At 54.8% G+C, this 20,320-nt stretch carries 17 protein-coding genes; 8 read left to right on the top strand and 9 right to left on the bottom strand.

All coding sequences use genetic code 11. From position 1 onward, the window contains the following. Nucleotides 1-47 precede the first annotated feature (47 nt). The gene (locus IB144_RS24490; RefSeq protein WP_032418202.1) at nucleotides 48-1,628 is read right to left on the bottom strand and encodes a lytic transglycosylase F; all 1,581 of its coding nucleotides are present in this window, start codon (nucleotides 1,626-1,628) and stop codon (nucleotides 48-50) included. A 586-nt stretch (nucleotides 1,629-2,214) separates the two neighbouring features. Between IB144_RS24490 and IB144_RS24485 the strand changes: the two genes are divergently transcribed. Further along, nucleotides 2,215-4,473: a TonB-dependent siderophore receptor gene (locus IB144_RS24485; RefSeq protein WP_048337964.1), complete on the top strand. Its 2,259-nt coding sequence runs from the start codon at nucleotides 2,215-2,217 to the stop codon at nucleotides 4,471-4,473. Between the two features lie 263 nt (nucleotides 4,474-4,736). On the opposite strand, the gene IB144_RS24480 is transcribed toward IB144_RS24485, so the two are convergent. From IB144_RS24480 to IB144_RS24470, 3 genes are all read right to left on the bottom strand, one after another. After that, nucleotides 4,737-5,105 carry a helix-turn-helix transcriptional regulator gene (locus tag IB144_RS24480; protein ID WP_048337965.1) on the bottom strand — a complete coding sequence of 123 codons (369 nt, stop codon included), beginning with the start codon at nucleotides 5,103-5,105 and terminating at the stop codon, nucleotides 4,737-4,739. Nucleotides 5,106-5,138: 33 nt separating this feature from the next. Then, the gene (locus IB144_RS24475) at nucleotides 5,139-6,899 is read right to left on the bottom strand and encodes a tannase/feruloyl esterase family alpha/beta hydrolase (RefSeq protein ID WP_065888543.1); all 1,761 of its coding nucleotides are present in this window, start codon (nucleotides 6,897-6,899) and stop codon (nucleotides 5,139-5,141) included. Between the two features lie 373 nt (nucleotides 6,900-7,272). Continuing rightward, a complete protein-coding gene (locus IB144_RS24470; RefSeq protein WP_004146634.1) occupies nucleotides 7,273-7,503 on the bottom strand; it encodes a potassium:proton antiporter in 231 nt (76 codons plus the stop codon). A gap of 21 nt (nucleotides 7,504-7,524) precedes the next feature. On the opposite strand from IB144_RS24470, the gene bamA reads away from it, so the two are divergent. Both bamA and iraM read left to right on the top strand, forming a co-directional pair. Further along, nucleotides 7,525-9,948, top strand: coding sequence for an outer membrane protein assembly factor BamA (gene bamA, locus IB144_RS24465; protein WP_004146635.1), 2,424 nt, complete (start codon nucleotides 7,525-7,527; stop codon nucleotides 9,946-9,948). 551 nt (nucleotides 9,949-10,499) lie between these two features. Continuing rightward, nucleotides 10,500-10,853, top strand: a complete 354-nt coding sequence (gene iraM, locus IB144_RS24460; protein ID WP_002885039.1) for an anti-adapter protein IraM — start codon at nucleotides 10,500-10,502, stop codon at nucleotides 10,851-10,853. A 38-nt stretch (nucleotides 10,854-10,891) separates the two neighbouring features. Here the strand turns inward: iraM and IB144_RS24455 are convergent, their stop codons facing one another. Genes IB144_RS24455 through IB144_RS24445 form a run of 3 tightly spaced genes read right to left on the bottom strand, consistent with a single transcriptional unit; the run spans nucleotide 10,892 to nucleotide 13,444 of the window. Then, nucleotides 10,892-11,653, bottom strand: a complete 762-nt coding sequence (locus IB144_RS24455) for an inositol monophosphatase (RefSeq protein ID WP_032418198.1) — start codon at nucleotides 11,651-11,653, stop codon at nucleotides 10,892-10,894. 10 nt (nucleotides 11,654-11,663) lie between these two features. Then, entirely contained in the window at nucleotides 11,664-12,677 is a 1,014-nt protein-coding gene (locus tag IB144_RS24450) for a LacI family DNA-binding transcriptional regulator (protein WP_032418197.1), read from the bottom strand. After that, nucleotides 12,674-13,444 carry a ribonuclease Z gene (locus IB144_RS24445; protein WP_004178284.1) on the bottom strand — a complete coding sequence of 257 codons (771 nt, stop codon included), beginning with the start codon at nucleotides 13,442-13,444 and terminating at the stop codon, nucleotides 12,674-12,676. Before IB144_RS24445 ends, IB144_RS24450 begins: the two co-directional genes overlap by 4 nt. A gap of 163 nt (nucleotides 13,445-13,607) precedes the next feature. Between IB144_RS24445 and IB144_RS24440 the strand changes: the two genes are divergently transcribed. The 4 genes from IB144_RS24440 to IB144_RS24425 are packed head-to-tail and all read left to right on the top strand — an operon-like array spanning nucleotide 13,608 to nucleotide 17,556. Further along, nucleotides 13,608-14,639, top strand: a complete 1,032-nt coding sequence (locus tag IB144_RS24440) for an ABC transporter ATP-binding protein (protein ID WP_004177837.1) — start codon at nucleotides 13,608-13,610, stop codon at nucleotides 14,637-14,639. 29 nt (nucleotides 14,640-14,668) lie between these two features. Further along, the gene (locus tag IB144_RS24435; protein WP_004177835.1) at nucleotides 14,669-15,808 is read left to right on the top strand and encodes an extracellular solute-binding protein; all 1,140 of its coding nucleotides are present in this window, start codon (nucleotides 14,669-14,671) and stop codon (nucleotides 15,806-15,808) included. A gap of 60 nt (nucleotides 15,809-15,868) precedes the next feature. Continuing rightward, the gene (locus tag IB144_RS24430) at nucleotides 15,869-16,702 is read left to right on the top strand and encodes an ABC transporter permease subunit (RefSeq protein WP_004177833.1); all 834 of its coding nucleotides are present in this window, start codon (nucleotides 15,869-15,871) and stop codon (nucleotides 16,700-16,702) included. Beyond that, the gene (locus IB144_RS24425) at nucleotides 16,699-17,556 is read left to right on the top strand and encodes an ABC transporter permease subunit (protein ID WP_004186517.1); all 858 of its coding nucleotides are present in this window, start codon (nucleotides 16,699-16,701) and stop codon (nucleotides 17,554-17,556) included. Before IB144_RS24430 ends, IB144_RS24425 begins: the two co-directional genes overlap by 4 nt. A 46-nt stretch (nucleotides 17,557-17,602) precedes the next feature. Here IB144_RS24425 and IB144_RS24420 read toward each other — a convergent pair whose 3' ends face one another. Continuing rightward, nucleotides 17,603-17,884, bottom strand: coding sequence for a YjcB family protein (locus IB144_RS24420; RefSeq protein WP_002885064.1), 282 nt, complete (start codon nucleotides 17,882-17,884; stop codon nucleotides 17,603-17,605). Between the two features lie 506 nt (nucleotides 17,885-18,390). On the opposite strand from IB144_RS24420, the gene IB144_RS24415 reads away from it, so the two are divergent. Beyond that, nucleotides 18,391-19,995 (top strand): EAL domain-containing protein, encoded by a 1,605-nt coding sequence (locus tag IB144_RS24415; RefSeq protein ID WP_004177824.1) that lies wholly within the window; start codon nucleotides 18,391-18,393, stop codon nucleotides 19,993-19,995. On the opposite strand, the gene soxS is transcribed toward IB144_RS24415, so the two are convergent. Continuing rightward, nucleotides 19,980-20,309, bottom strand: a complete 330-nt coding sequence (soxS, locus tag IB144_RS24410) for a superoxide response transcriptional regulator SoxS (protein WP_004151738.1) — start codon at nucleotides 20,307-20,309, stop codon at nucleotides 19,980-19,982. The two genes, IB144_RS24415 and soxS, sit on opposite strands and share 16 nt — an antisense overlap. Nucleotides 20,310-20,320: the final 11 nt, after the last annotated feature.

The following is a 20,320-nucleotide window of genomic DNA, read 5'->3' as shown; positions in this document are numbered from 1 at the left end:
CTGCTCCGTCATTTCAGGATGAGATTTGACCAGCGGTGACGGGCGATTCAGATGACGGGCACCTGAGCGGTGGCGGCTGTCGCCATGCTGGGCTGCGGTTTGACTGGCTGCGCCACCGGCTCCTGCCGCGGTACGGCCGTCGCTTTCTGTTTGCGGGCCATGTCATCGACGATCAGCCGATAGGCGATGTAATACTTATAGATATTGCTGACGTAGGTTACCGTCTCGGCGCCAATTTTTTCTGCCGCCATATTTTCGACGTTACCGAACCAGACGTTCGGGTCAAATCCTCGCTGTTTAGTCATGGTGCGCAGGCGGGCGATACGCGCCGGACCCGCGTTATAGGAGGCAAAGGTAAACAGCGCTTTATCGAGCCGGGTCATGGGCTCATCGGCATAGTACCGATCCATCATCCAGCGCATGTATTTCACGCCGGCATGGATATTGGGATCCAGCTGTTTAATATCGCCCACCTTCAGCTCTTTTCCAGTGCTGGGCATCACCTGCATAACGCCGATGGCGCCGACGTGGCTCCGTACCGACTGATTCAGCCGCGACTCCTGGTATCCCTGGGCCGCCATCAGCAGCCAGTCGACGTCGTAACGATCGCCGTACTTGCGGAAGACATCTACCATCGCGAGGAATTTGCGTCGTTCCTTACTCGCCGCGGCATTTTTGACATATTTAGCATTTTTCAGGTAACGCAGCAGGAGAGTATTGCCCAGCGTGGTGCCCTGACGATTCTTTTTGACGAAGTTGTTCAGTACCGCCAGCAGCTGCGGGCTGTCTTTGCGTACCGCCCAGGCAATGTCGCCGCCGTCGCGCAGCACCACATTGTCATGGACCTGAATTTTTGGAAACACCTGTTTCCAGAACAACGCTTTATGCTGATCGACGACGATCAGCGGAATCAGCCCGGCGTTGAGCATTTCCAGCAGATCTTCATCCTCCAGCGCTTCCGGCGCCGCCTCCAGTATCACCGGTGGGCGCGACTCACCGGCAAATCGGGCGTTCAGCGCTTGCAGGCTGTCGTAATAGCTGGAGGAGCGGCGAACAAAGACGGTTTGACCAGAGAGTTGCTCCAGGCTGTCGACCTTCGGTGAAGCCGGGCCGGAGATCAGTAATTCTTTCACGTTGCTGTAGAGCGGCTGGGCGAAATCGACCTGTGCTTCCCGCGAGGGCGTGATAGTCAGATTGGCAGCCGCAATATCGCCTTTACCTTCATTAAGCGCGATAAAGAGATTGTCCCGACTGACCGGCACAAAAACGATATGCAGCTTCAGGTGGCGCTGTTTGAGCTTTTTATCCTTCGCTAGCTGTTTATTCAGCTCGTTTTCCAGCGCGATAAAAATGTCGTGCGTCGCCCCGCGCTGGGTGCCTTTATCAATAAAAAAGAAGGTCTTGCTGTAGGTGGTTAATACCCGAATGGTACGACGGTCGATCATGTCAGGCAAATCGCCTCTCCATGGCCGTAGCATATCGTCGATATGAATCGATAGCGTGTTGTCTTCGGCTGCTGCCGGCGGCGCTTTTTCCGCCTCTACTGCCGGCAGCAGAGGAGCGAATAACAGTGTCGCGAGGCAGGTGAGCCAGGCGATAAACAGACGTGATAGCGAGTAGGCGTTCATGGAGGAATACTCCGCAGGGGATGTGATTATTTTAGCAGAACGGCCGCCGTTAGCTGGGAACGACAAGGGCGTAAAAAACATAACAATGCCGACAAATAGTTTTCTCCCATTTTATCGCTTACTATTAATGTGTTTTTATCTTTAATTTAACTATGGAGATAATATGGCGAAAATGTGTGTTTTTAATGATAAATAGAAAATAATGATGATGTTTTTATTTTATTTCTCCCCATCTGTTTTGTTGTAACCTTTTGATTGTTAGTATTTATTTTATTTTTCTCCGATATTGATTATTATCATCTTGATAATGAATCTCATTTTTATTACCGTAACACGGCACATTACTCTAATGACACGCTGTCTGGATTACGCTATCAAAGAATAGCGCGCAGCGCTTTTTCTCTAATGATGAAACAGGGCACTTAATTTTATTATGCCTCACGCTTTTTTTTATTCCCATTAATGCCGGGAAGGCGCTGACCTGCGCCAAAATCTGGCGACGCGCTGAGGCAAGTATTTTATCCCATTGTTTTTTCAATTGGGGAAGGCGTTATGCCCGACAGCAACAGAAAACAGGGCATATTCTATGAAATACACGTCTCACTTCCCGCTGGGGATCGTCATTCCTCTGCTCGCCTGTAGCGTGCCGTTGCAGGCGGCAGAGAACATGACCGAACAATCGACGCCTGACGAGAGCGCCGCCACTGCCGAAAATCACGAGGAGACGATGGTCATAACCGCCGCCAGGCAGAACCTGCAGGCGCCGGGCGTGTCGACCATCACCGCAGAAGAGATCCGCAAACATCCCCCCGCCCGCGATGTGTCGGAGTTAATTCGTACGCAGCCCGGGGTAAACCTGACCGGCAACTCTACCAGCGGGCAGCGCGGCAACAACCGGCAAATTGATATCCGTGGCATGGGGCCCGAGAATACGCTGGTGCTGGTCGATGGTAAACCGGTGACCAGCCGTAACTCGGTGCGGTATGGCTGGCGCGGCGATCGTGACTCCCGCGGCGATACCAGTTGGGTGCCAGCGGAGATGATCGATCATATCGATGTGATCCGCGGCCCGGCGGCGGCGCGCTATGGTAATGGCGCGATGGGCGGGGTCGTCAACATCGTGACCAAACCGACCACGCGAGAATGGCACGGTTCGTGGAATACCTATATGAATGCTCCGCAGCACCGTAAAGAAGGGGCGACGAAACGTACTAACTTTAGCCTCAATGGTCCGCTGTCGGACAGTGTCAGCTTCAATCTCTGGGGTAATCTGAGTAAAACCCAGGCCGATGCACAGGATATTAACGCCGGGCATGAAGCGGAACGTACCGGTTCCTACGCCGGTTCTTATCCCGCCGGACGTGAAGGGGTGGTGAACAAAGATATTCACAGTAAGCTGCGCTGGGAGTTTGCCCCGATGCAGGCCCTGGAGTTTGAGGCCGGTTACAGCCGCCAGGATAATCTCTATGCCGGCGACACACAAAACACCAATACCAGTACGCTGGTGAAGAGTATGTACGGGAAAGAGACCAACCGTCTCTTCCGGCAAACTTACGGCGTAACATGGACCGGCGGCTGGGATAATGGCGTGACCAGCAACAGCTATGCCCAGTACGAACACACCCGTAACTCGCGAATGGATGAAGGGCTGGCGGGCGGTACGGAAGGGATCTTCTCCAGTAGCGAGTTTTCAGATATCGATCTGGCCGATGTCCTGCTACATAGTGAAGTGAATATTCCGTTTACGCTGGGGGTCGATCAGAATCTGACGCTGGGGGCAGAATGGAATCAGCAGCGGATGAAAGATGGCGTATCGACAACCCAGGCGCTCTCTTACGGCACTATCGATGGCGTATCGGCTACCGGTCGTAGCCCGTACTCCAGCGCCGAGATCTTCTCGCTGTTTACCGAAGATAATATGGCGCTAACGGACAGCACCATGCTGACACCCGCTCTGCGCTTCGATCATCACAGCATAGTCGGCAATAACTGGAGCCCCTCACTGAACCTGTCTCAGGAGCTGACGGACGACTGGACGCTGAAGCTGGGCATTGCCCGTGCTTACAAGGCGCCTAACCTCTACCAGTTGAACCCGAACTATATTCTCTACAGCAACGGTCAAGGCTGTTACGCCAGTAGTTCCGCCTGCTATCTGATGGGGAATAGCGATCTGAAAGCGGAGACCAGCGTTAATAAAGAGATTGGTCTTGAGTACAAGCATGATGGCTATCAGGCGGGGATCACCTGGTTCCGTAACGACTATCACAATAAGATTGAGTCAGGGTATGCGGCGGTGGGTACCGCCAGCAACGGCACCACCAATATCTATCAGTGGGAAAACGTACCAAAGGCGTTAGTGGAAGGCCTGGAAGGAACGCTGAATCTGCCGGTGGGGGAGACGGTTAACTGGAGCAATAACCTGACCTGGATGCTGCAAAGCAAGAATAAGACGACCGGCGACCGACTGTCAGTGATCCCGCAGTTTACCCTGAACTCGACTTTGAGCTGGCAGGTTCGTGAAGATCTCTCCCTGCAGAGCACCTTTACCTGGTATGGTCGACAGAAACCAAAACGCTTTAATTATAAGGGCGAGGCGGTCAGCGGCAGCGAACTAAACGAAGTCAGCCCATACAGCATTGTCGGCCTCAGTGCGACCTGGGATGTGAACAAAAATCTGAGCTTCACCAGCGGGATAGATAACCTGTTTGATATTCGCCACTACCGGGCAGGGAATGCGCAAACGACCGGCAACGCGACGACGGGAGCTTATCTGTATGGCGCGGGTGCCGAGACCTATAACGAATCGGGGCGGACCTTCTTTATGAGCGTTAATACTCATTTCTGATGATCCTGATGAGGAGTAAACCGGGTGCAACGCGACCCGGTTTTTTTATTTCAGATGACAGCGGAGGAGGCGGTTATAAATCGTGACAAAATCTTCACGCCCTCTACATTATTAGCTCAACATATCCTTTTATACTGATTTCCGTCGCGCAAGGTCGTTGATCCCGACCGGGCTCGATAATAGCATCCTGCTATTTCCCTTCTGTAATATCCCCTGTCCCCCTTCCATTCCCAACCGCAGCGATGCGGAGGAGGGGGACCTCCTTATTTTTGCCGCGTGATCTGATAGCGATACTGAGTGGGCGTGAGCGCATGATATTTTTTGAAGGTACGATTAAACGCACTGAGATCGTCATAACCGACCATCATACAAATATCGACGATTCGGTAACCAGGCGTCGTCAGCGATAAACGGCAACACAGCGACATGCGCTGCTGGCGGATATATTCCATTGGCGAACGATCAAAATAATGACGGAAGAGCCGAAACAAATGCCAGGGGGAATAACCAGAGATATCGCTCAGATCGTCGACGGTCAGTTTCTTATCCAGATTATTATCGATCCACAAGAGCAGGTCGCTTAATACCGATTGCTGGAGCGTTTTGCTACGCATAATTGCGGCCAATCCCATAACGCAGGGCTCCTCAATGAGGAGCCCTGGGGTTTATTGAACAGTGAGTGTGCCGTGGCGAACCTGATAATTTTTTTGATTATCAGGGCCAATATAGTCGCTGGCGGGTTTTGCCAGCTGCAGATGACCAAAGGCGGTTGTTTGCTCTGCATGATAATTTTCGCCGTCATTCACGTCGCCGCGCCCGTTATAACGGGCAATGGCCGGGAAGGGATACACCGGACGAGTCGCGATAACAGCTGGAGCGGCGTCAGCGTAAGGCTGACTGACTTTCTGCACGCCGTGAAACTGCGTTTGCGCATCTGGTTTTTCTGTCATCGGCGGCAGGTCGGCAGCGGCTGTTGCCCGTTTGCCGGCCATGATCTCCTGCGGCGCGATGCCTTCCTCGGTCCAGCGCATCAGCGGGGTAAGGAGATCAATTTGATCGTAACCTTCGCCATTACCGCAATGGGCTACCCCAGGCAGCAGGAATAACCGCAGGAAGGTATCCGTTGCGGCATGGCCCATCTCTGCTTCTACGCCGCGATAATAGGCGATAGAAAAGGCCGGACTGACGGAGTCATCGGCCAGACCGTGCCAGAGGATAAGCTTGCCGCCGCTCTGTTGATAGGCATGAAGATTGGTATTTGCCGCGTTATAGAGCGGCGCCAGTTGGGCGACGGCGTCAAAATTCTGCTGGTTAAGCGGGAAATCCCGCATCGATTGGATCTTCTGTTTTTCTCCTGGCAGGAGCACGGATTGCAGAGCCGGTAGTACCATCATTTCCGACATTGAGTGGCCGGTCGGCGTCTCGGGCACCGGCCAGCGTAGCTCGGAACCCAGCGGCAGACCGCCCGCGACGAACTGGGCGCCGTGGCTGTCGTAAGCCCCGCGGTAGAGCTTTTTCACCACCTCGATCTCTTCCTGCGTCAGGCAGGTAGAACGATCCCGAGCATCGGCAGGACAGCGGGGGAGCCATGACTCAGAGAACTGACAGGCATACGGATTTTGCAGGATACCATCCTGCACGCCGGAAAGCGTCGGGCAGTGAGCCAGCACGGCCTGGTGAATCAGAGGAAGGCGATTTTTCAGCAGGATAGCGGTACCGTCCGGGCGCTGATTGGCGGCCACATTCCAGCCGTGGAAGAAGGAGTTCTGAAACTGGAAAAAGGCCGCTGGCGCGCCAGCGCTGATACCGTCAAAATCCTGCGGAAAGCGCTGCGCTTCCATCAATGCTTCGCGACCGCCGTCTGAGCAGCCCATAAAGTAGGCATACTTTGGCGGCTGGCGGTAAAGCGTCTGCATCACCGCTTTGGCCAGCACGGCGGTCAGGTGGTTGGCGCGCCAGGCAAAATCGATGCGCTTTTGCGGATCTTCGGCCCATGACGCATCCATCATACTGCCATGGTGCCCCATATCGGTTGCTGCCACCACAAACTCGCCGTTCATTGCCGGCAGGCAGCCGCTGGCATTCGACAGACTCAGGTTAATACTCCCGCACAGTCCGCCACAGCCGACCTGCAAAAAACGTTGACTCCAGCGTTGAGTCGGCAGGGCAATCTGCACGCCAATCTCAGGGGCGATAGTGGCGCTCACCTTGCACCAGCTTCCCTGCGCGGAGGTCTGCATTTCAGTGTGATTGATAGTGACCTTTGCGCCAACGGCCGCGCTGAAGTCGGTAGCGCTTAGCGCATCGCATGTCAGCGCGGGAAGAACGATCGGCAGACTGGCGACAGTCTGCGTGGGTGAAGCGAACGATAACCCGAAGAGGGCGCAGAGGATGATGGGCAAGATTGTCTTGAGTAAGCGTGTCATACGCAGTTCCCTGTGGCTGATGATGGGAGGCGGCAGGATGGCGAAACCTATGCCTCACCTTCCCTGGCGAGGCGCCACTGCTTGGCTATTGTAGATAACGATAGACTTTCCTTGATGCCTTGATAAGGCGACCCTACTGTATTCTGCTATTTTGAGGAAAATATGGAGATGTTTGCCAACGGCGTCTGGCGGTGAATTCGGGGTAGAATGTTGTGATATCAGTTGCATAATTTATTCAATTTCTCTTCATTAAATCTGCTGGGTTGCAGGTTATTTTTCTCCCTGTTCCTGGTGATCCCAGAGAGCATCATTCCTAACGAGATCCTTCCCCCTTTCCATTAATAAGAAAGGGGGCTTTTTATTAATAAAACGTTCAGGCAAATCTAAATATAGTACTGGTGTTGGCCATTAGAACAATGCGCTTCAGAAAAAGTTCCATCATTAAATATATTTTTAAAGATGCTTTAATATCCATTTTTTCTCCATTTTGTCGCCATAATTGCATGTAATTCTGCGCCTCGCTCAGGTTATTTTCTGTCGCATATTTTAGAGATGCATCCTGAACAAATAAGCTCAACGCCAGCAGAACACTGCTATTGCTCATTATCTCGTAGACGACACATTCATGTTAAAAAAGACTCATATCATCAGCGGATTATTGATCGCCCCTTTAACGTTATATGCCGCAACATCATATCAAGTTGATGATATCCGTTTTGAAGGGCTACAGCGCGTGACCGTCGGGGCGGCGCTATTAAGTATGCCATTGCACGCGGGAGATGCGGTGACGCCAGAAGATGTCAGCGAGGCAGTGCGCGCGCTGTATGCGAGCGGCAATTTCGAAAATGTGCAGATCCTGCGCGATGGGAAAACGCTGGTGGTGCAGGTTAAGGAACGGCCCACTATTGCCAGCGTCAGTTTTTCCGGGAATAAGGCAGTGAAGGATGATGCGCTAAAGGAAAATCTCACCGCGTCCGGTATTTCTGCAGGTAGCGCACTGGACAGAAATTCGCTTAGCGAAATAGAAAAGGGGTTGCAGGATTTCTATTACAGCGCGGGGAAATACAGTGCGCAGGTTCACGCGGTGGTGACCCCGTTACCGCGTAATCGCGTTGACTTAACGTTCGTTTTTCAGGAAGGCATCTCGGCGAAAATCGCACAAATAAACATTATCGGTAATCAGGCGTTTCGGGAAGAGACGCTCCTGGACCAGCTTCAGCTACGTGATAATGTGCCGTGGTGGAACGTGGTAGCCGATAAAAAATACCAGAAGCAGAAGCTGGAAGCCGATCTGGAAACGCTGCGCAGTTTTTATCTCGATCGCGGCTATGCGCGCTTTGCTATCGAGTCCACGCAGGTCAGTATGACGCCAGATAAAAAATCCCTGTATATCACTATCGCCCTCAATGAAGGCGAACGTTATCGGGTCGACCGAACTCAGGTGACAGGCGATCTGGCTCAGCATGGGCCGGAGATCGAGGCGCTTGCCCAGCCGCTGGCGGGGGCATGGTATAGCGGGGCGCAAGTCACCACGGTTGAAAATGAGATCAAAAAGCATTTTGGTAAGTATGGTTATGCCTGGCCGCAGGTGACGTCCACGCCGGAAATCGATGATGCGCATCACCGCGTGGTGCTGCATATTCAGGTCAACGCGGGCCGCCGCTACTCGGTACGCCAGATCCGCTTTTCCGGTAACGACACCTCCCGGGACGCGGTGCTGCGTCGTGAAATGCGCCAAATGGAAGGGGCGTGGCTCAACAACGAAAAAGTCGATCAAGGGAAGGTACGTCTTGATCGAACGGGTTTTTTTGAGAACGTTGAACAGCAGATCGTTCCGGTCAATGGAACGGCGGATCAGGTCGATGTGGTCTACAAGGTGAAGGAGCGCAACACCGGCTCATTCAATGTGGGCCTGGGATTTGGTACGGACAGCGGCGTGAGCTATCAGCTTGGCGTGACGCAGGATAACTGGCTGGGAACGGGTAATAGCGTTAGCTTCAACGGGACGCGCAACAGCTACCAGTCTTATCTTGAACTGGGGGCGACGAACCCGTGGTTTACCGTAGATGGCATCAGCCTGGGCGGAAAGATTTTTTATAACAGCTATGATGCTTCTGATGCGGATGCCGGGAGCTATAACCAGCAGAGCTATGGTTTAGGTAGTACGCTAGGGTTTCCCATTAGCGAAAATAACTCCCTGAACCTGGGACTGGATTATGTCCATAATCGCCTGACCAATATGGATCCGGAGCTGACGACCTGGCGCTACCTCAGCTCTCGGGGAATCGAGCCCAGCGTGGTGACGAAAGATGGCGACAGCGGCGCAAAATATAGCGCCAACGATTATTTTGTAAGTCTTGGATGGGGCTACAACGATCTCGATCGCGGCTTCTTCCCGCGTGCGGGAAACAAGAGCAGCCTGAGCGGTAAAGTGACGCTCCCCGGTTCGGATAATAGCTACTACAAACTCTCTTTTGACACCGCCCAGTATCTGCCGCTGAGCGAGAACAAGCGCTGGGTCTGGATGGAACGCCTGCGCGCAGGCTATGCCGGCGGGTTAGACGGCAAAAGTGTGCCGTTCTACGATAACTTTTACGCTGGCGGTTCGTCGTCAGTGCGCGGATTTTCTTCTAACACCATTGGGCCTAAAGCGGCCTATTACCGCTGTAACGGTAGCGAAAGCAGCTATAGCGCCTGCCCGCTGGACGCCTCGTCTGATGCGGTCGGCGGGAATGCCATGGCGGTGCTGAACAGCGAATTTATCATTCCAACCCCCTTTGTGAATGATAAGTACGCCGATAGCTTGCGAACCTCGCTGTTTGTTGACGCGGGGACGGTCTGGAGCACATCTTGGCACAACACCGCGCAGACGCTGGCGGCAGGGATCCCTGATTACGGCGATCCGAGTCATATTCGTCTCTCCGCGGGGATTGCCGTGCAGTGGATGTCTCCCCTCGGTCCACTGGTCTTCTCCTGGGCAGAGCCGTTTAAAAAGTACGATGGTGATAAAGCAGAACAGTTTCAGTTTAATATTGGCAAAACCTGGTAGGGCTCCAACGGGGCCTGATAGACCGGCGTGGCTATATTCTGTGGACTGTCCTCCGACATAGCGATTGAGCAGAATATACTCAACCGCTATGTCGATATTATCGCTAAGGAATGCGATCTGGCGGGACACCCGCGACATTTACCCGAGCGCGGTCTGAGGGCCTCGCGGACCTGGTGGCGTACGACGAGGTAACCACGCAATAAATAGCTGCCTGCTATGGTCCTCTCTTCTTGCCAAACCGCGGGTAATACTCAGTGCTGCATCATCTAATACCAATGGCTGAGGCCTCATCCAGAGGGACTAATACGTATTGTCAATTAAGTTTATATTATCTTATTTTTTATTATATTTTCTTTTTTAAGGTTAATTTGGCTGTTTTTCATCAGGCCTAACCATAAATTTAGAGAGGGAAATGAAACGTTACTAATAATGGAGTATGTTGTTAGGAATTGTCTTAAATCACATAATTGTCAGGGGCGCTTGCGATTTATAACAATGAATGCTATCACTATATATTGTAATAATTTGTAGCATCTTTATAAGGAAGGAATATGAAATGGACTATTCTTAATACCCTGATCTGCCCGCAATCTGGTATCGCCTTCTCGGCTATATCCAGTCTGCGTTTCTTGAAATTTATCATGTGGTACGAGGCTGATGTAATCCTGTTGCCCGGTGAGTCGATAAGACTCTATTCCTCGAGAGTTTTAATTAATGACCAGTATCATTCATTAAAAATCTATAATATTACGGTGTACGACGAGGCGCAGTGGGAAAAATTACGTGAGCGACCATCGTGCCCTTACCATGCCGGTGGCGAGCGGTCTGACTCCTGTTTTTACCAGTCCTTTTGCACGATTAAGCGTTGCCCGAATAATATTCCCCGCAGTGAACCCTGGCGTTAGCCAGTCCACGCCGCCGGTCAGACACCGGCGGCGTGACGTCATTTCGCCAGCAGGGCGGCCAGTCGAGGCTGGACGCTTGCGCAGCCGGCCAGCACGAGGTTGCCTCGCCGCAGGCCCGCATTGGCGAGAAACGCATTGCACGTTCCGCCCGCCTCCTCAATCAATAGCATGCCTGCCAGCGCATCCCAGCTGTTCATATGCGCTTCATAATAGGCGTGGAGCTGACCGGCGGCGACATGCGCCAGCATCAGGGCGCCCGCGCCAAAACGGCGATACTCCAGACCGGCGTCGAGCAGCGTGTCGATGGCCCGGGCGTAGTCGCTGGCCGGGGCCCGGCTGGAGCGCCCCATGCCGATCACCACCGCATCGGGCTCCGGCTCGCGTAGCGTCAGGCGCCGACCGTTGAGATACGCGCCTTCGCCGCGGGCGGCGAAGAAAAATTCATCGCGATCGGGGGCGTAAATGATGCCGAGCGACAGCTCGCCCTGGCACACTCGCGCCAGTGAGATGCACCAGTAATCCATGCCGAGGATAAAGTTGGTGGTCCCATCGACAGGATCCAGCACCCAGACGGTATGGTCGTCGCCTTCAAAACCGCTCTCCTCGCCGAGGAAACCCTCCTCGGGAAAGTGGGCCTGCAGCCAGCCTTTAATCTCTTGTTCTACCGCGAGATCCGCCTGCGACACAAAGTCCTGGCGCGCTTTTTTATCGACCTGTAATCCCGCATCGCGCAGCGCCTGGGCGTGGGCGCCTGCCTGGCGAATCAAGGTGCATAATGACTCTCGTTGTGCTTCCGTCATAGTCCTGCTCTCAGATAACAAAGGGCGACGTGCGCCGGTGAATTAAGGTTACCTCCACCCAGGTGGTGCGTGAAGGTTGCGAAGGGTCGGCGGCGCGCTCCAGAAGCCGGGCGAGCGCCTGGCGGGCGATCGCCGCCACATCCTGATGTAGCGTGGTGAGCTGATAGCTATATTGCGCGGTCGTCGGCGTGTTATCAAAACCAATCAGCTGAAAATCCGCCGGAGCCTCTCTGCCGCGCTGGCGCATTCCATCGAGAAAGCCACAGGCAAGCTGGGCGTTGGCGCAAAAGATCCCCTCCAGCGCCTCGTCGGCGAGCGCCGCAGCCTGTAACCCGCCCGCGTAACCTTCTTGCTGACAGGCGAGGATCGCCAGGTGGCGTTCGACGTCCACTCCGCGCCTTTGCAGCGCCCGGCCGAACGCTTCCCCGCGCATGCGGCCGGCCCAGGTGGAAGGATGGTGGTTGAGCCAGCCAAAGCGCTGACAGCCGCTGCGCAGCAGCTGGTCGGCGGCCAGTTCGGCGCCGGCGGCGTTGTCAGAACAAACGTAATCCACGCCGGGGATCGTCGGCTGACGATTAATGCCCACGACCGGAATATGCTGCTGGACGCACTCGTTCACCAGCGCCTCCGGCGGCTGGCCGGAGGTGACGATAACGCCGGAGACGCGAAACTGAGCGAAACGGCGCAAGGTCTGCGCCAGATCCTGCTCGCTGTGGATCTCGCTCACCAGCGCCTGAAAGCCCTGGCGCTGGATCTCGTTAAGCAGCGCATCAAGCAGGGTACTGCGAAAAGGATCGCTGATGCGCGAGACGATCACGCCGATTAAGTGGCTGCGCTGGCGGTTCAGCCCCTGGGCGAGGAAGTTAACCTGATACCCCAGCTCTTCGGCGGCGCGCAGTACCCGCGCCCGGGCGTCGGGAGAGATGCTGCCGTTGTTGCTCAACGCCCGGGACACCACTGCCCGGGAGACGCCCGCTCGCCGGGCAACATCCTGGGCGGTGACGCTGGGTTTGCGTGGGTTCATAGGAGGTACGTCTCGTCAGTGGGCGTGGGACGCGGCAGCGTTAAGGTGAGTCCATCCCGGGAAACGAATAAGCCCGGCCACGGCTGACAGGCCTGCTTTAGCGCCGACAGGGAAGCATCCTCGCAGTGATAGAGCCCCAGCGCCGGGAGCTGCAGCGTTCTGAACAGCATCAGGCAGGAGGGGAAATCGCCATGCGAGGCGTCATCGTCCAGGGCTGCTACCGAGGCGCACTCCTGAAACGCCAGCCCGGCGCCGGCCATCAGGGCTATCGAGTCGGCGGTCGGTCGGCCATCGCCGCTGTAAAACAGCGTCTGCCCGGCAATGGTGATGCGGATGGCGCGATTACTCAGCTCATGCTGGGTGGGGGCAGTGCGGATCTGCCAGTCCTGCCACGTCCAGGCTTCGCGGCATTCCTGCCAGTCGATGGTGAAACCAAGGTCCGCCTGCGGCCAGTTCGCCAGCGCGGCCAGCTGCATGAGCACCGGCTGCTGCGCCGGCTGGCAGTAGATAATGACTGGCTTCTGACGGGAATAACTTTTCCAGTGGTTCAGTAGCGCCGTCAGGCCGGTGCAGTGGTCCGGGTGAACGTGGGTGAAGTAGATCGCGTCGATATCGTTGACCTCGCCGCCGCGCTGCCAGAGCGCGCGGGGAACGGTGGGGCCGCAGTCGATTAACCACTGTTTGTTGTCCGCATCGATCACCCGCAGCGCGGAGGTATTTTGCGTGCAGGAAAAGGCGCTCCCGCAGCCAAGCACATCTATTTTCATTTACCCTCGCCAAAATTTTTTGCCGCTTAATTAAATTGTCATAAATACCCGACAAAGTAGGCTCACATCATGTCGAGTCAACGTTGCATTTTTTTTACAGCCAAATGAACACGTGTTCACCTTGCTAAAAAAAATGCCGCAGCAGCGCTTTCAGGTAGCGAATATGAGTTATTTACAGATCTCCGGCCTTAAAATTAGTTATGGCGATAAGGTGGTTTTACATAATATCGATCTGGCGGTAGAGCAGGGAGAGATGATTGCTCTACTGGGCCCGTCGGGATGCGGAAAAACCACGCTGCTGAACGCCCTCTGCGGCTTTATTCCGGTGCAAAGCGGCGAGGTGGCTATTGCCAGCCGAACGATCACTCATCTTGCGCCGGAGCAGCGCAATATCACCATGGTATTTCAAAGCTACGCCCTGTGGCCGCACCTGACGGTAGCGCGCAATATCGGCTATGGCCTGAAGCTGCGCAAATGGCGGGGGGCGGATATCGCGCGGCGGGTGGCGGAGCTGCTGCGAATAGTCAATCTCGAAGGGCTTGGCGAAGTGAAAGTGACCGAACTGTCGGGCGGCCAGCGGCAGCGGGTGGCGCTGGCGAGAGCCCTGGCCATAGAGCCCCAGGTGCTGGTGTTGGATGAGCCGTTATCTAATCTGGATGCCAAAGTGCGCCTGAATGTGCGCCATGAAATTAAATCTCTGCAAAAGAGACTGGGGTTCACGTCATTAATTGTCACCCACGATCAGCAGGAAGCCTTAGTGATGGCGGACCGCATTGCGGTATTAAATCAGGGGCGTATTGAACAAACCGGCACGCCGGAAGAAATATATCAACGCCCCGCGACGCCCTTCGTCGCTGATTTTATGGGGGCCGATAATAAAATAATTTCCGGTGAATTATCCGCTGCCGCAATATCCGGTTTATCTGCCGCTCAGCAGGGTGACAACGTTATTTATTTTCGCAGCGCCGATGCCGCGCTCGCTGAATTAACGCAGCCTGCGCCGCAGGAGGGGCTGGCTCTGGAAGGCGTGGTGGAGCAAAGCGCGTTTCTGGGCAATCTGTATCGTCACAGCGTGCGCTGCCATGACCGCCTGCTCCTGGCGGATGCCGCGCAGTGCTGGCCGACAAAAAGCCGCGTTCGGCTCCATGTGCCAACGCCGGCCCTGCATATTTTTCCTTTACCACTATCACAGTGATATCAGCGTGTTCATTCTGGGGACAATCCATGTTGACTAAGACGAAAGCAGCGATCGTAACGACCCTCTTCCTGAGCCTTGGCGCACAGGCCGACACCATTCTCAACGTCGCCACCGCGGGCGATCAGAATATGGTGGATTATGTAAAAACCTGGCTGGGGCCAAAATTTGAAGCCGCTCATCCCGGCGTCAAGGTGCGGGTGATCGGTACCGGCCCCGGCGACGCCGGGTCGAATAAAATTAGCGAGAAGCTAACGGCCCAGCAGGAGAGCGGCGCGCAGCAGTGGGATATCGACGTCGCGGTAGTGCACCAGAAGGCGGGCGGTGAGCAGGTGGCAAAGGGATTGCTGCAAAAATACCGTCAGGATATTCAGACCGGCGGCATGGTGAGTTCGCCGAGCGCCACCCAGGCGCTGGGCGTTAACGTTGACGGATACGTGATGCCGATGTTCTTAAGCCAGACCGCTATCGCCTGGAACAGCGATCTGGTCACTACCCCGCCGGCGTCGTATGACGAGCTGGTGGCCTGGACGCAGAAACACCCGCAGGCTTTTGGCTATAACGGCATCAAGAATGGCATGTCCGGCGTCAGCTTTGTGGTGGGCTGGATCTACGCCTACGGGACCGACGCCCAGCGTCTCTCCGCCGGGCCCTATGATAAAAGCGTCGAAAAAGGCTGGCAGCAGGCCTATGAGAAGCTAAAGGCGTTCAATAAAAACGTAACTTTCACCCCGGGCAACGCCGGGACGCTCGATATGCTGAGCCGGGGGGAAATCGCCATGGGCCCGGTGTGGGTCGATATGTTCTATAGCTGGAAAGATCAGGGCAAGCTGCCGCCGTCGATCAAGCTTGCTTTACTGGCGCCGGGCATGCCGGGCCAGCCGATGTATTACGTCATCCCGGCGAAGGCGGCGAATCCGCAGCTGGCGCGCGACTTTATCGCGCTGGCCACCAGCCCGGAAGTTCAGGCGCAGGGGATCGTCAAGCAGTTCAACTGGTATCCGGGCATCGACGCCGGGCAGGTGAAGCCGAAGCTGGATGCGGCGACCTGGCAAAAGCTGTTTGCCGAAATCTCGCCGGAAGCGCTGGCGAAGTATGGCAAAAGCTTCCCGATCGCCCCCTACTTTGACGATATCAAAGAGGGTTACGAAAGCCAGGTGGCTAATTAAACCTTTTTCCAGCCCGGGCCGCCGTCCCGGGCGCTTGCTTGTGCTGACGCCAGGTTTATTATGTCCAGTTCATTAAAATATCTGCTGCTGGTTGCCCCGGCGGCGCTGATGATCGCGATCCTGTTTTTGTATCCGCTGGGGTTTTCGCTGGTCTCGGCGTTTACCGCGCCGGGACAGCCGTTCACCCTCGATCACTTCCGCAAGGTCTATGCGCTCTACGCCAGCGATGTGCTCTTTTCGCTGCTTATCGTGCTGATCTCAGTGGCGCTGTTAGCGCTGCTCGCCATTACCCTGTCGGCAGTGATTGCGCTGTCACCCTGCCGACCCGTTGTGCGTTTGCTGGGTTTTTTGTATCGCCTGCCGCTGTTTATTCCTTTTATCGTTGTTGCCCAGATGATGCGCACTTTTCTCGCCAAAAATGGCCTGATGAACAATGCGCTGGTGGCGGCCGACCTGGTCACGCCGCTGGAGACGCTCTCCTGGCTGGGATGGAAAGGGATAGTGATCACCTTTGTCTGGAAGCAACTGGCCTTTGCCACGCTGCTGATCTGCGGGGCGATGGCGGCGCTGGAGTCGTCGCAGATCCTTGCTGCACGTAATCTTGGCGCCTCCCGGCCGCGGATCCTGTTCGATATCATGCTGCCGCAGGTCCTGCCGACTATCGGCGTGGCGCTGGTGCTGTCGACGGTGACCATGATGTCGGTGCTGTCGGTACCGTTGATGATCGGCGTGGGGACCCCGACGATGCTAACCGTGGATATGGCATTTCGCGTCAATTCCTATGGTGATTACGCGGTGGCGAATGCGCTTGGCGTGGTGTCGCTGGCGATCTGCGGCGCGCTGTCGTGGTTTTACCTGCGCCACAGCCTGCAGCAAAAAGGCGGTGAATCATGAAAGCGCTGGCCCTCGTATCAACCCCGGCATGGTGGGTGAAAGGGCGCCGTAAAGTGCGCGCCAGTCCGGTGCTGCAGACCCTGCTGCTGCTGTTTATGCTGCTGGCGATGTTTGGTCCGCTGCTGAACCTGTTGATCTGGACCGTAGCGGAAAGCTGGTATTTTCCCCATTCGCTGCCCAGTCGGTGGGGGCTGAAGTACTGGTATCAGGTTTTCAATCCATACAGCGATGTCTCCAGCTCGCTGTTAACCAGCGTGCTGATCGCTCTGTTATCGGTGGGGGTCTGTTTGCTGATTTCCGTACCCGCCGGCTATGCGCTTTCCCGGCGGAAAATGCCATTACGGATGCTGTTTATGCTGCTATTTCTTATCCCGCAGGCCTTTCCTAACCTGACGGTATACATGAATGTTGCCCGATTGTTTTATCAGTGGGGATTGAACGGCAGTATCGCAGGGGTGGTGCTGGTGCATAGCGTCCACGGTCTGATGTACTCGGTGTGGATCTGTGTGGCCGCGTTTTCAGCCATCGACCCGCTGCTGGCGCGGGCATCGCGTAACCTGGGCGCCGGGCCGGTGTATACCTTCTGGCACATTGTGCTGCCGCAGGCGGCGCCGGGGATCGTTGCCGCCAGCATCTTTGTTTTTCTGGAGTCGCTGGATGAGTTTACCGGCACTTTCTTCGTCGGGGCGCCGGATATCACCACGCTGCCGCTGCTGCTCTATAACGCCAGCATGTCGGGTAACTATCAGGTCTCGTCGATTACCGCGCTGATTTTGCTGGCCCCATCGCTGCTCTTTATGGTGGTGATCCATAAATTTATGCGTCCGGAGATGATGGCGAAATTAGGGAAATAAGGGCTGCAGAAAACGAAAAAGCTTCCCGTCGGGAAGCTTTTTAACCTCAGGTCATCATCATCGGCCATTCTGGCGGTGTCTGACTCATGACTTCAATCATCACATCTTTGATATTGCCCCAGATTTTGGCAATATCGAGCAGGGTGATACCGAGCAAACCGGTGGCGAACCAGCAGGCGGCGGCCAGGCCGAGGCAGCTGCAGATCACCGCCAGACCGGCGTAATCGCTTTTGCGAAGCTGAATATTCAGTGAGCTGGCGAGAAACATCAGTACCGCGCTCACCAGGGGCCAGCGCAATAATACGACACTGGTAGTAATGGAAGCCATTAACCTATCCTCAAAGAAAGTCGGGAGCCATGGACGACCTGACGCGACTGACGATGGCATAGCGCTCTGGTCTCAACTGGCGTACTAGAGAGTGATGAAACGCCATTTCTGTTTCATCAACTTGTGTGAACTATATCACACTTGTCGCTTTATTCACCAGTCAAAAAATGAGCTTTTGCTGCGTTTAATAACTATGAATTTTGTGTGGATATTGGTGAGCAACCCCGGGAAACATATTTTCATTCACTGCCTAATGATTATTATTCTGCGGGTTTTATTACCTGTTCTTGTTTATTACACGGAGAAACCGAGTCAGATGCGCGTCTATTCTTAATCTTGCCGGAATATCTTCCGAATACCTGATAAATAAGTATTATTCATCACCATCAGAGGTAAAACTGACGCTCGTGAGGGCTGTCGGATGTCAGCTGATGTCTATCGCAATCGCGATTGCTAACGTGTTCGGGCTACCTTAATTAAGGCATATCGCATGGATGTAAGCGTAAATGGGTGACAGTGCGCCGCATAAGGCGCTAAGACTCATCGGAACAGGTTTGGTTATTTTATTGCCAGTGGTGCTGGCATTGTGGTTTGCCCAGCTGCGGGCTAAAGCCGAAACCATTGATCAATTACACTCATTTTCGCAGCTGGCGCTGCAAAAAACGGAAATGGTCATCCGGGAAGCGGATCAGGCTCGGGCTAAAGCCAGCCAGTATCGCGGTGAGTTGTGTTCAGCGGATCACCAGCGTTATTTACTGCATATTGTGCGCGGCCTGCTGTATGTGGAAGATCTGATCTACGCTAACGGCCAGCGCTTTATCTGTTCAACGTCCGTTCATCAGCAAACCGGCTGGCGGATGCCGGCGGCTAATTACACCAAAAAGCCGGATGTCGCGATTTACTATTACCGGGACACGCCGTTTTATCCAGGCTTTGCCATGAATTATATGCAGAAGGGGCCCTATGTTGTGGTGGTTAATCCCTTCTCGTACAGCTCGGTGATCGCCAGCGACCGCGATTTAGCCTATGGCGTTTTCGATACCAAAACCAACCTCTTTTTCTCGGTAAGTAACAATGTCGAGCCCGCGGAACTCCATGCGTTAATTCGCGAAGGCGATACCTTTTTTAATCAGAATGGCCGGGTGTATACGATCGCCCGCTCCGCTATTCGCCCCATCGCCGTCATTATGTCCACCTCGCGGGCCAGCTACTATCACAACTTTTGTGACCAGGCCAGTCTGACGCTGCCGCTGGGGATAATTTGCAGTATTTTACTGGTGCTGGTGTGGTCGCGCACCCGCCGACAGTATCACTCGCCGCGCAATATGCTGCAGCGGGCTCTGAGCTGCCGCCAGCTGCGCCTGCACTACCAGCCGATTATCGATATTAAAAATAACCGCTGCGTTGGGGCGGAAGCGCTGCTGCGCTGGCCTGGGTTTGACGGTCCGGTGATGAACCCGGCGGAGTTCATTCCGCTGGCGGAAAATGAAGGAATGATTGCCCAGGTCACGGACTACGTGGTGGATGAACTGTTTTATGAAATGGGTGAGTTTCTGGCCAGCCATCCACAGTTGTATATAGCCATCAACCTCTCTGCGTCGGATTTCCATTCGGCGCGGCTGATTTCACAGATCAGTGAGAAAGCGCACAGCTACGCGGTCTGTATCGGACAAATCAAAATCGAAGTGACCGAGCGCGGGTTTATCGACGTACCGAAGACCACGCCGGTGATCCAGGCGTTCCGCGAAGCAGGCTATGAAATTGCCATCGACGATTTCGGCACCGGCTACTCGAATCTGCATAATCTGCACGCGCTGAACGTCGATATCCTTAAAATCGATAAAACCTTCGTCGATACGCTCACCACCAACAACACCAGCCACCTGATTGCTGAACATATCATCGAGATGGCGCGCGGGTTGCGGTTAAAGACGATTGCAGAAGGCGTGGAGACGCCGGAGCAGGTAAGCTGGCTCTACAAGCGCGGCGTACAGTATTGCCAGGGCTGGCTGTTTGCGAAAGCGATGCCGGCGCGGGAGTTTATGCAGTGGTTAGCCAATGCTCCCGCGCCCGCGAACGTGCCTCAGCCGCCGCGTCACGCGGAGATCTGATGGCGATAGTCGCTGGGAGTGCGGTCAAACTCGCGGCGGAACACCCGGGAGAAGGTTTGCTGCGAGACGTAGCCCAGATCCATGGCGATATCAAAGATCGGCCGCTGGGTGGTTCGCAACGCCTCCGCCGCCAGCAGCAGGCGGCGCTGGCGAATATAGTCCCCCAGCGTCTGATGCATCACGGTACGGAACATCCGCTGCAGGTACCACTTCGAGTATCCTGACTTTCTGGCGACTATATCAATGTTAAGTGGTTGATCGATATGTTCATCAATCCATTCAATCAAAGTTTGAATAATATCCTGATGGGACATAAAGCGGCCTC

It is taken from the genome of Klebsiella sp. K4 (assembly GCF_014596785.2).
In the GTDB taxonomy this organism is placed as follows: Bacteria; Pseudomonadota; Gammaproteobacteria; order Enterobacterales; family Enterobacteriaceae; genus Klebsiella; species Klebsiella pneumoniae.
This window is presented reverse-complemented; position numbering and strand designations above follow the sequence as displayed.